The following is a 10,605-nucleotide window of genomic DNA, read 5'->3' as shown; positions in this document are numbered from 1 at the left end:
GTAGATCGCCAGGAAGGCCGCCACCGCGATCGCCACCATTACGCGGTTCTTCAGCGCCCGCTTGCCGATGCGGATCACCGCCTCGACGACGACGGCCAGCACCGCCGCCTTGACCCCGAAGAACAGCGCCTCGACCACCGGCGCGTCGTTGTAGAGCATGTAGAAGCTGCTCAGACAAAGCATCACCAGCGCGCCGGGCAGCACGAACAGTGTGCCGGCGACGAGGCCGCCGGCGGTCCGGTGCAGGAGCCAGCCGATATAGACGGCAAGCTGCTGCGCCTCAGGTCCAGGCAGGAGCATGCAATAGTTGAGCGCGTGCAGAAAACGCTCCTCGCCGATCCAGCGGCGCTCCTCGACCAGCTCTTTGTGCATCAGCGCGATCTGCCCGGCCGGCCCGCCGAAGGACAGCAGGCCGATCTTGGCCCAGAGCCGCGTCGCCTCACGGAAGCTCGGCATGGCGGGGGTATCCACCGGCGGCGCGGCGTCGTCCTTGGCGAGCGCGGTCATGGCGCCTTGCCTCCGGCCGGCCAGTTATGCGTCTCGTCCGCGGCGTCGCGGCACCAGCGGAAGAAGGCGTCGTAGAGCAGCATGCCGGCTTCCAACTGCTCGAGATCGTCGCGAAACATGCGCGACAGGCCGAGCGAGGCGGCGAGGAACCCGGCCGCCTGCGGGACGAGGTCGAGGCGCGCCGTATCGGCGGCCCGCACGATCAGCGCCAGTCGGTCGAGCGCGTCGACGCGCAGGCCGAATTCCTCGATCATCGTGTCGAAGCTGCAGCGATCGCCCCGATGGCTCCAGAACACGCCTTCGATGTCGAAGGGAACCGCGCCGAAGCGATCGGCCACCAGGGGCACCTCGGCCGGATCGACGAACAGGAACACCGCCTCGGGATCGACGAAGCGGCGGATCAGCCAGGGGCAGGCGATGCGGTCGACCTTCGGCCGCGAACGCGTGACCCAGACCGTGCGCCCCTTTTCGTCGCGCGGCGGGATCGCGCTGGCGCTGACCAATGGCGCCTTGGCGGCGACCCAGGCCTCGAAGCCGCCTTCCAGCGACTCCGCCGGAATGCCTTCATGACGCAGCCATGCGGCAACGCCTTGCGAGAGTTTCTGCCCCCTCTGGCAGATGACGGCGACTTTTGCTCCGGAGAACTCGGCCGCCCAGGTCGACACAGTCCGGAAATCGCGCCGGCATGACGCCGGCAGCAGGCGCGGGTCGGCTTCATAGTCCTCGTCGGTGCGCACATCGACCAGGCAAGGCGCGTCGGGCAGGCCGACGATACGGGCAAGCTGCGGAACGGTGATTGCGGTTGTTGATGGCATGGCGTCCACCTCCTGAACAGAGAGAGTCTGGACGCGATCGTTGGGCTGACGCCTCACGGGGTCATCGCGGGGAACCCCTTACGGGAATGCTGGAACGGTCCCCTGCGATTGTCAAGAAATCAAATTGCCTAGAGCAATTCCAGGAAAAGTGTGAGCGGTTTTCCGTCCGGAATTGCGCAAAAACAGAGAGATAGAGCGGTTCACTGTTTCCGTGAAACGGTGAACTGCTCTATGAGGACGCGAGCTCCGCTCCGCCCTTCCCTGAAACGACCTTTGCCCTACTGCGCGGTCCAGCCGCCATCCATCGGCAGGGTCGCGCCGGTGATCTGCTTGGCGGCGTCCGAGCACAGGAAAAGCGTCAGCGCGGCAAGCTCCTCGACGGTGACGAATTCCTTGGTCGGCTGCGCTGCCAGCAGCACATCGTGCTTGACCTGTTCCTCGGTCATGCCGCGCGCCTTCATCGTGTCGGGGATCTGCTTCTCGACCAGCGGCGTCCAGACATAGCCGGGCGCGATCGCATTGACGGTGATGCCGTCCTGCGCCACTTCCAGCGCCACCGTCTTGGTCAGGCCGGCAATGCCATGCTTGGCCGAGACATAGGCCGACTTGAACGGCGAAGCGACCAGCGCATGCGCCGAGGCCGTGTTGATGATGCGGCCCCATGTGCGGCGCTTCATGCCCGGCACCGCCGCCTTGATGGCGTAGAAGGCGGCAAGCAGATTGATGCGGATGATGGCCTCCCACTTGTCGTCGGGAAATTCCTCGATCGGCGCGACATGCTGGATGCCGGCATTGTTGACCAGGATGTCGAGGCTGCCGAACGCCTCCTCGGCCTCATGGATCATGGCGGTGACGGCTGCGCCATCGATCATGTTGGCGTCCGAGTAACGGCACTTGACGCCGAAATCCCTTTCGATGCCGGCCCGCTCCTGCTCGATCACCGCGTCATCGCCCAGGCCGTTGATGGTGACGTTGGCGCCCTCGGCGGCGAAGGCGCGGGCGATTGCAAGGCCGATGCCGCTGGTCGAGCCGGTGACGAGCGCATTCTTCGAAGACAGGGAACCCATGGGAGATCTCGCGACAGGAGGGAAGGGAACTACAAGGGCACATAGTTTGTGCGCCGCAGCATGACAACGCCATGACCATATGTCGTAGCGATTACAATGTTGTGATGCTGTCCGATGCCCGCCAAGCTGGCGCTCGATGCGGCTGACATGGCACTGTCATGGTGCCGTGCAACATATCCTGCCGCGCGTCCAGCGCGTGTCGTTCCTGAACCGATGGGTGAATAGCTTGGAAATCGACGATGTCGTGAAGCGCGCCTACGCGATGCCCCTCACCAACCCTTCCTTCCCGCCCGGACCCTACCGTTTCTTCGACCGCGAATACATCATCATCACCTACCGCACCACGCGTGAGGCGTTGGAGGCGGTCGTGCCCGCGCCGCTCGAGATTGACGAGCCGCTGGTCAAATACGAGTTCATCCGCATGCCGGACTCGACCGGCTTCGGCGACTACACCGAGACCGGCCAGGTCATCCCGGTGCGCTATAAGGGCCAGCATGGCGGCTATGTGCATTCCATGTATCTCGACGACGACGCGCCGATCGCCGGCGGCCGCGAGCTCTGGGGCTTCCCCAAGAAGCTCGCCAGCCCCAAGATCGTGCATGAGGGCGAGGTGGTGGTCGGCACGCTGCATTATGGCAGCGTTCTGTGCGCCACCGGCACCATGGGCTACAAGCATCGCGAGGCCGACCACGACCAGGTGCTGGCAGCGCTCGCCGCGCCCAATTTCCTGATCAAGATCATTCCGCATGTCGACGGCAGCCCGCGCATCTGCGAGCTGGTGCGTTACTATCTCACCGACGTCACACTGAAGGAGGCCTGGACGGCGCCCGCCGCGCTCGACCTGCGCCCCCATGTCATGGCCGATGTGGCCAAGCTGCCTGTGCTCGACATCGTCTCGGCCGTTCACTTCACCGCCGACCTGACGCTCGGCCTCGGCGAAGTCGTGCATGATTATCTCGCCGACCACGGCCGATCGGCTGCCGGCGTGAAGGCGCTGGAGAAAGCCGGTGCTTGAGCGTAACCGCAACAGGGCGGCCGCCGCCACCATCGCTGAAATCACCGCGCAATACGACCGCATCGCCCTGGTCTTCCAGGGCGGCGGCGCGCTCGGCGCCTATCAGGCCGGCGTCTATCAGGCGCTAGCCGACGCCGGCTGCGAGCCGACCTGGCTGTCCGGCGTCTCGATCGGTGCCATCAATGCCTCGATCATCGCCGGCAACGAGCCGAGCCGCCGCCTGCAGCGGCTGGAGCAGTTCTGGCAGACCGTCTCGGGCCGCAAGATCTGGGCCTATACGCCGGAAGGCGACATCTATCGCGATATCCGCAACCAGACCTCGTCATTCATGACCATGGCCATGGGCCAACCAGGCTTCTTCAAGCCGCGCAGCCCCAACCCCTGGTTCCAGCTGGCCGGGGCAGACGGCGCCACCAGCTTCTACGACACCGCCGAGCTCAAGGACACGCTGGAAAGCCTGATCGATTTCGACGTGCTGAACGACGGCAGGAAGCGGTTGAGCGTCGGTGCGGTCAATGTCCGGACCGGCAATTTCGTTTATTTCGACACCGACAAGGTGCGCATCGGGCCGGAGCACATCATGGCGAGCGGCGCGCTGCCGCCGGCCTTTCCCTCGATCCGCATCGAGGGCGAGTATTACTGGGATGGCGGCATCGTCTCCAACACGCCGCTGCAATATCTGCTCGACCAGGAGGAGGACCGCTCCTCGCTGGTTTTCCAGGTCGATCTGTTCAGCGCCCGCGGCGTGCTGCCGCGCGGCATGGCCGACGTCCTGTCGCGCCACAAGGACATCATGTATTCCAGCCGCACGCGCCAGAACACCGACAATTTCCAGCGCATCCACGCGCTCAAGATGAAGCTGCTTGACGCGCTGAAGCGCGTGCCGCCGGAGCAGTTGAAGGACGGCGAGAGGGAATTGATCGCCGACTATTCCGACGCCGGCGTGGTCAACATCGTCCACCTGATCTACCAGCACAAAGGCTATGAAGGCCACGCCAAGGACTATGAGTTCTCCGGCACCTCGATGCGCGAGCACTGGGAGATGGGCCTGGAAGACACCGAGCGCACGCTGCGCCACAAGAAATGGCTGATGCTGCCCGACAATGCCGATGGCGTCACCATCCACGACCTGCATCGCGAAGACCCGACCTGATCAGCCCTGCGCTGCGGCTTTCAGCGGCATCGTATCTGTTGGCCGCGAGAACCCAGTCGTTCGATCGAGCGGATCGGCCCTACGGCTTGTCGAAACCCTGCCTCGCGTCGTCATCCACGGGCGGAGCAGCCGCGAAGCGGCGTCGCGAAGACCCGAGGATCCATTCCGTGGCTTGGCGCGAAGGGTAAAGACGGCGCAGAACAAAGATCTTTCTGACCGCCGTGACGCTCATAGGTAACGGAATGGATTCTATGGTCTGCGCCGCGTCTTTCGCTCCTTGCTCCGCCATGGAATGACGACATGAGGGGCGCTCGGCTATCTCCGAGCGCTATTTCGACGCAGCAAATACATCCCTCGCGACTCGTGTCCCGAACATGGGTTTGCCCAAACAAAAAAGGCAGCGCCGGCGACCGGCGCTGCCTTTTTGAACTCTTTGCGCCAGACTCAGAAAACCTGGCGGAAGATCACGAACAGCACGAAGGCGAGCGCGATCGAGCAGGGCAGCGTGAGCACCCAGGCCAGCAGAAGATTGCGCACGGTCGACCACTGCAGGCCGGAGCCGTTGGCCGCCATCGTGCCGGCGACGCCGGACGACAGCACATGGGTGGTCGACACCGGCAGGCCGAGACGGTCGGCCATGCCGATGGTGACCATCGCGACCAGCTCGGCGGCGGCGCCCTGGCCATAGGTCAGGTGGCTCTTGCCGATCTTCTCGCCGACGGTGACGACTATGCGCTTCCAGCCGACCATGGTGCCGAGCCCAAGCGCCAGCGCCACGGCGATCTTCACCCACAGCGGGATGAATTTCGTCGCGTTGTCGACCGCCTTGTGATAGTCGGTGACCGCCTTCAGGTCGGCGCGCTGCATCGGCAGCAGCTTCTTCTTGTCGATCAGCTTCAGCGCCTCGCCGATCAGGTAGATGTCGTTGCGCGCGTTGCTGACCAGGTCGGTCGGAACGTTGTCGACGGTGGCGTAGGGCTGCAGCCCGGCGGTCGTGCTGTGGATGTAGGTCTGCAGCGCGAGCGTCGTCTGATCGTTCCACGACTTGCTGCGCACGGCTTCCTGCACGGCGGCCTTTGCGGCATTGTCATCCGCGACGGTGACCCCCGGCTTGACATATTTGCCCAGCGCCTGCTCGACGGCGACGGATGCCGACTTATAGGCGTCGAGATAGTTGATGTCGGGCGTGCGGTTGAGCGCATAGGCGGTCGGCACCACGCCGATCAGGATCAGCATGATCAAGCCCATGCCCTTCTGGCCGTCATTGGAGCCATGCGCGAAGCTGACGCCGGTGCAGGTGAAGATCAGCAGCGCGCGGATCCACCATGGCGGCGGCGTTTTGCCCTTCGGCGCTTCGTAGAGGGCAGGATTACGCACCAGGAGCTTCATCGCATAGAGCAGCACCGCGGCGGCGAAGAACCCAACGATCGGCGAGACCAGCAGGGTGGTGCCGACATTGGTCGCCTGCCCCCAATCGACGCCGCTGGTGGCGCTTCCTGCCGGAGCCATGAACTGGTTGGCGAGGCCGACGCCGATGATCGAACCGACCATGGTGTGCGAGCTCGAAGCCGGCAGGCCGAGGAACCACGTGCCCAGGTTCCACAGGATGGCGGCGACCAGAAGGGCGAACACCATAGCGAAGCCGGATGACGAGCCGACCTGCAGGATGAGCTCGACCGGCAGCAGCGACAGGATGCCGAACGCCACGGCGCCGCTCGAGGTCAAGACGCCGAGGAAGTTGAAGACGCCGGACCACATGACGGCGAATTCGGCCGGCAGCGACCGCGTGTAGATGACGGTGGCGACGGCGTTGGCGGTGTCGTGGAAGCCGTTGACGAATTCGAAGCCCAGCGCAATCAGAAGCGCTATGCCGAGCAGGATCCACGGTACCGTCTTGGCGATCGCCAGATCCTGGCTGAGCGCGTAGCCGACATAGATGATGCCGACGAGCACCAGCACGCCGAAAGCCGGCAGAAACCATTTCGCCCCGCCCGATTGCTCCAAGGGATGATCCGGTCTCGGGATCCCCGCCTCACTTGAAACTACGTCCACCATTGTCCCACTCCATTTGCATTGCAGCAAAGAACCGGGAAGGACGCTATGTCCCTAGGATGAAGCTGGTGTGACGCCTTGGCCGGCAGGCCACCTATCCGGCTATCTTCAGGAGCGAGGCCACCAGAAGCTTATGCTCGTCTTCGGAAAGCACATCGGAATCGAAAAGGTTCATGCTGCGCATCCCCTCGATGGCGAGAAAGCAGACCAGCAGCGAGCCGAGATCGCTGGTCTCTTCCTTCAACCGTTCGAGCAGTTGGTGCTTGAAGGCCTTTATCGGCGCCAGGAAATCGGGATCTTCGGCGATCGCCGAGAAAATCCAGGAGGCCGAGGGTTTCGGTCGCTCGCAGTCGTCGGCCGACAGCTTGATATAGGCCGAGAGGGCGCTTTCGTGCCTGGCCTCGGCGGTGCGTGCTTCCAACGCCGTCTGGAAGTCGCGGAGATAGCTTTCGACAAGGCCCTGCATCAGCTTGGCCTTGGTCGGGAAGTTGTAAAGCAAGCCGCCCTTCGACACCCCGGCGCGGCTGGCGACTGCCTCGAGCGACAAGCTTCCCGGGCCTGCTTCGCGCGCCACGTCGGCGGCGGCGGCAAGTATCTTTTCGCGTGAGTTTGCCCTGGGTGCTCTCATCACGCCTCCCCTATATTAGCTTAGGCGGAATTGACAAGACCGTCCAGCCGGTACAGTAAGGCGCCGTTTGAAGTCGGGACCTGTTGTCGATATGTGTCCCGGCATCGATTGTTTGCCGGTTGCCGGCTCGAGGGACTGTCCGTGAAGCGCTTTTTCACCATCGCTGTGTTCCTGATTCTGCTCGCTCTCGTCTGCGTCGGCATCGTTGGTTTCAACTTCATGCGCGATGCCGGCATCAAGCAGTATTTCGCCACCATGAAGCCGCCGGCCGCCACGGTCTCGACAGTGGTCGTCAAGCCTTCGGAATGGACGCCGGGCGTCGAGGCCATCGGCACCGTCAATGCCGTGCGCGGCGTCGACCTTACCGTCGAAACGAGCGGCATCGTCAAGAACATCCTCTTCCACGCCAACCAGAAGGTCGCCACCGACGCGGTGCTCCTGCAGCTGGACGACGCGGTCGAGAAGGCTGATCTGGTGGCGCAGAAGGCGCAGGCCGCCTCCGACCAGGCGGCGCTGACCCGCGCGATCGAATTGCAGCGGCGCGGCGTCGGCACGGACGCGACGCTCGACGCCGCGCGCGCCGCCGCGGATGCCTCGGCGGCACAGGTGAACAAGCTGCAGGCGGTGCTCGACCAGAAGCAATTGTCCGCGCCCTTCGGCGGCACGGTCGGCATCCCGAAGATCGATATCGGCCAATATCTGGCCCCCGGCAATTCGGTGGTGACGATCCAGGATCTGGACACGATGCGGGTCGACTTCACGGTTCCCGAACAGCAGCTGCCGCTGCTCAAGATCGGCCAGACCGTCAAGCTCGGCAGCAGCCTTGCGGACATGTCGTTTGCCGGCTCCATCCGCGGCATCGATCCCAAGATCGATCCGGCAAGCCGGCTGGTTTCGATCCGCGGCGAGGTCGCCAATCCGGAAGGCAAGCTGACGCCTGGCCAGTTCGTCCAGATCCGTGTCGAGCTGCCGCAGGAAGACAATGTCATCTCCGTGCCGCAAACCGCGGTGACGACGAGCCTCTACGGCGATTATGTCTTCGTGGTTGTGCCGGCAAAGCCGGCGGAGGGCGCCGCTGCCGCGCCGGCAAAGCCGGACGAGCAGAAGGCCACCGCCGATGCCGCCAAGCCGCAGGCGGACGCGTCCAAACCCGCCGACAACGCCACGAAGCCGGCTGACGCCAAGCCGGCCGATGCCGCGCAGCAGCAGGCGTTCACCATCTCGCAGATCTTCGTGAAGCTCGGCCGCCGCAACAACGGCATGGTCGAGATCGTCGAGGGCCTCAAGGACGGCGACCAGGTCGTCACCGCCGGCCAGAACCGGCTCTTCAACGGCATGTCGGTTGCTGTCGACAACACTATCGACCCCAGCAAATCGGCGAACAAAGAGGTTCAGCAATGAGCTTTTCCGACCTCTTCATTCGCCGGCCCGTCTTGTCGACGGTGCTGGCCTGCATGATCCTGCTGCTGGGCTTCCAGGGCATCTTCGGCCTGTCGATCCGCCAGTATCCCAAGGTTGACGAGACGGCGATCACGATCACCACGGCCTATCCGGGCGCCAGCGCCGACCTCATCCAGGGCTTCATCTCGGCGCCGATCGCGCGCGCCGTCGCCTCGACCGAAAACATCGACTACGTCACCTCGTCCAGCCGTCCGTCCTCGAGCACGGTCACGGTGCAGATGAAGCTCGGCTCCAATCCGGACGTCGCGCTCGCCGAGGTGCTGTCCAAGGTCCAGGGCGTGCGCGGCACCTTGCCGGACGCCTCCAAGGATCCGGTCATCGTCAAGGGCACCGGGCAGCAGTTCGCGATGATGTACATCTCGATGCAGAACCCGAACATGACGAAGGAGCAGCTCACTGAGTATATCGAGCGCGTCATTCGGCCCCGCATTTCGACCGTGGAAGGCGTCGCCGACGTCCAGATCTTCGGCGCCCAGGAATATTCCATGCGCATCTGGATCGACCCGATCCGGCTCGCCGCGCGCGGCGCCACGGCGGTTGACGTGCTGACCGCCATCAACAACTCGAATTTCCTGTCGGCGCCCGGCAACACCCAGAACGAGTATGTGGTCTCCTCGATCACCGTGCATTCGACCCTGCAGACGCCGGAGGCCTTCGCCCAGCTCCCGATCCGCTCGACGAACGGCGAGGTTGTGCGCCTGCGCGATGTCGCGCGTGTCGAGCTCGGCGCGGCCAGCACCGACACCAGGGTGAGCTTCAACGGCAAGCCGGGAACCTTCCTCGCCATCTTCCCGACGCCGGCCGCCAACCCGCTGACGACTGCGGCCGCGGTCACCAAGCTCGTGCCGGTGATTCAGGAAACGCTGCCGAAAGGCATGACGATCGAGGTCGTCTACGACGCCACCGGCCAGATCAGCGCCTCGATCGAGGAAGTGTTCAAGACCATCGGCGAGGCCGTCGCCATCGTCATCGTGGTGATCCTTCTGTTCCTCGGCTCGTTCCGCTCGGTGATGATGCCGATCGTGACCATCCCCCTGTCGCTGATCGGCGTCTGCTTCATCCTGTTTGCGGTCGGCTACTCGATCAACCTTCTGTCGCTGCTTGCCATGGTGCTGGCGATCGGCCTCGTCGTCGACGACGCCATCGTGGTGGTGGAAAACATCCACCGCCACATGGAAGAGGACCACATGTCGCCGATGCAGGCGGCCTTCAACGGCATGCGCGAGATCGCGACGGCCATCGTGGCGATGACCATCACGCTGGCCGCCGTGTTCGCCCCACTTGCCTTCACCGGAGGCCTGACCGGCGCGCTGTTCCGCGAATTCGCGGTGACGCTGGCCGGCTCTGTGGTGCTGTCGGGCCTGATCGCCATGACGATCACGCCGATGATGTCGGCGCGTTTGCTGAAGGCTGGCCAGCACGGACGCTTCCAGCGCATCGTCGATGGTACATTCAGCCGCGTCGAGCGCTTCTATGAACGGGCCGTCACCGCCTCGCTCCGGAACCGGCCGGTGACGCTGATCATCGTCGTGGCGCTTGTCGCCCTCACCGGCTTCATGTTCACCAAGACCTCGACCGAACTGGCGCCCGAAGAAGACCAGGGCTTCCTGCTCTCTCTGGTGACCGCGCCGCGCTATGCGACGTCGGACTACACCGAGACCTATGTCAACCAGATGCTCGGCCTGGTGAGGGACATCCCCGAGACCCGGGCGCAGTTCTCGGCCGTTGCCTTCGGCGGCGCCACCAACAGCGCCTTCGTCGGCTTCGCCTTCAAGGATTGGGCGGACCGCAAGCGCAATTCGAAGGAACTGCAGGCCGACATCACCGCACGGCTCGCCAAGGTCGCCGGCGTTCAGGCCTTCGTCTTCGCGCCGCCGAAGGCAACGGCCGAGAACTGCGCCCGGGTC

The 10,605-nt window shown here is 64.3% G+C and carries 9 protein-coding genes; 4 read left to right on the top strand and 5 right to left on the bottom strand.

Annotated features, from left to right (window positions below; translation table 11 throughout):
- The 3 genes from EOA28_RS12245 to EOA28_RS12235 form a co-directional block, all read right to left on the bottom strand.
- The coding region (locus EOA28_RS12245; RefSeq protein ID WP_148670696.1) for a chromate transporter at window positions 1-507 on the bottom strand (507 nt) is incomplete at its 3' end.
- Window positions 504-1,322 carry a sulfurtransferase/chromate resistance protein gene (locus EOA28_RS12240; RefSeq protein WP_127251240.1) on the bottom strand — a complete coding sequence of 273 codons (819 nt, stop codon included), beginning with the start codon at window positions 1,320-1,322 and terminating at the stop codon, window positions 504-506. The genes EOA28_RS12240 and EOA28_RS12245, both read right to left, overlap by 4 nt.
- Before the next feature lie 278 nt (window positions 1,323-1,600).
- Window positions 1,601-2,389, bottom strand: coding sequence for a 3-hydroxybutyrate dehydrogenase (locus EOA28_RS12235; RefSeq protein WP_127251239.1), 789 nt, complete (start codon window positions 2,387-2,389; stop codon window positions 1,601-1,603).
- 226 nt (window positions 2,390-2,615) lie between these two features.
- On the opposite strand from EOA28_RS12235, the gene EOA28_RS12230 reads away from it, so the two are divergent.
- Window positions 2,616-3,404 carry an acetoacetate decarboxylase gene (locus EOA28_RS12230; RefSeq protein WP_127251238.1) on the top strand — a complete coding sequence of 263 codons (789 nt, stop codon included), beginning with the start codon at window positions 2,616-2,618 and terminating at the stop codon, window positions 3,402-3,404.
- On the top strand, window positions 3,397-4,557 hold the full coding sequence (locus EOA28_RS12225) for a patatin-like phospholipase family protein (RefSeq protein WP_127251237.1): 1,161 nt from the start codon (window positions 3,397-3,399) through the stop codon (window positions 4,555-4,557). Before EOA28_RS12230 ends, EOA28_RS12225 begins: the two co-directional genes overlap by 8 nt.
- 444 nt (window positions 4,558-5,001) lie before the next feature.
- On the opposite strand, the gene EOA28_RS12220 is transcribed toward EOA28_RS12225, so the two are convergent.
- Both EOA28_RS12220 and EOA28_RS12215 read right to left on the bottom strand, forming a co-directional pair.
- On the bottom strand, window positions 5,002-6,612 hold the full coding sequence (locus tag EOA28_RS12220; protein WP_127251236.1) for an inorganic phosphate transporter: 1,611 nt from the start codon (window positions 6,610-6,612) through the stop codon (window positions 5,002-5,004).
- Between the two features lie 91 nt (window positions 6,613-6,703).
- Window positions 6,704-7,237, bottom strand: coding sequence for a TetR/AcrR family transcriptional regulator (locus EOA28_RS12215; protein ID WP_126080903.1), 534 nt, complete (start codon window positions 7,235-7,237; stop codon window positions 6,704-6,706).
- Window positions 7,238-7,378: 141 nt separating this feature from the next.
- Between EOA28_RS12215 and EOA28_RS12210 the strand changes: the two genes are divergently transcribed.
- Together EOA28_RS12210 and EOA28_RS12205 are read left to right on the top strand one after the other, a co-directional pair.
- Complete coding sequence (locus EOA28_RS12210) at window positions 7,379-8,638, top strand: efflux RND transporter periplasmic adaptor subunit (protein WP_245463393.1); 1,260 nt, start codon at window positions 7,379-7,381, stop codon at window positions 8,636-8,638.
- On the top strand, window positions 8,635-10,605 hold a 1,971-nt coding region (locus tag EOA28_RS12205; protein ID WP_148670695.1), incomplete at its 3' end, for an efflux RND transporter permease subunit. The genes EOA28_RS12210 and EOA28_RS12205, both read left to right, overlap by 4 nt.

The sequence above is a fragment of the Mesorhizobium sp. M2A.F.Ca.ET.067.02.1.1 genome (genome assembly GCF_004023285.1).
In the GTDB taxonomy this organism is placed as follows: domain Bacteria; phylum Pseudomonadota; class Alphaproteobacteria; order Rhizobiales; family Rhizobiaceae; genus Mesorhizobium.
The sequence above is the reverse complement of the archived record's forward strand: the minus strand, read 5'-3'. Positions and strand labels throughout refer to the sequence as shown.

Bases quoted from the DNA above. Each gene is read 5' to 3' on its own strand.
- EOA28_RS12240 (WP_127251240.1), bottom strand. From the start codon at position 1,322: ATGCCATCAACAACCGCAATCACCGTTCCGCAGCTTGCCCGTATCGTC.
- EOA28_RS12215 (WP_126080903.1), bottom strand. From the start codon at position 7,237: ATGAGAGCACCCAGGGCAAACTCACGCGAAAAGATACTTGCCGCCGCC.
- EOA28_RS12235 (WP_127251239.1), bottom strand. From the start codon at position 2,389: ATGGGTTCCCTGTCTTCGAAGAATGCGCTCGTCACCGGCTCGACCAGC.
- EOA28_RS12220 (WP_127251236.1), bottom strand. From the start codon at position 6,612: ATGGTGGACGTAGTTTCAAGTGAGGCGGGGATCCCGAGACCGGATCAT.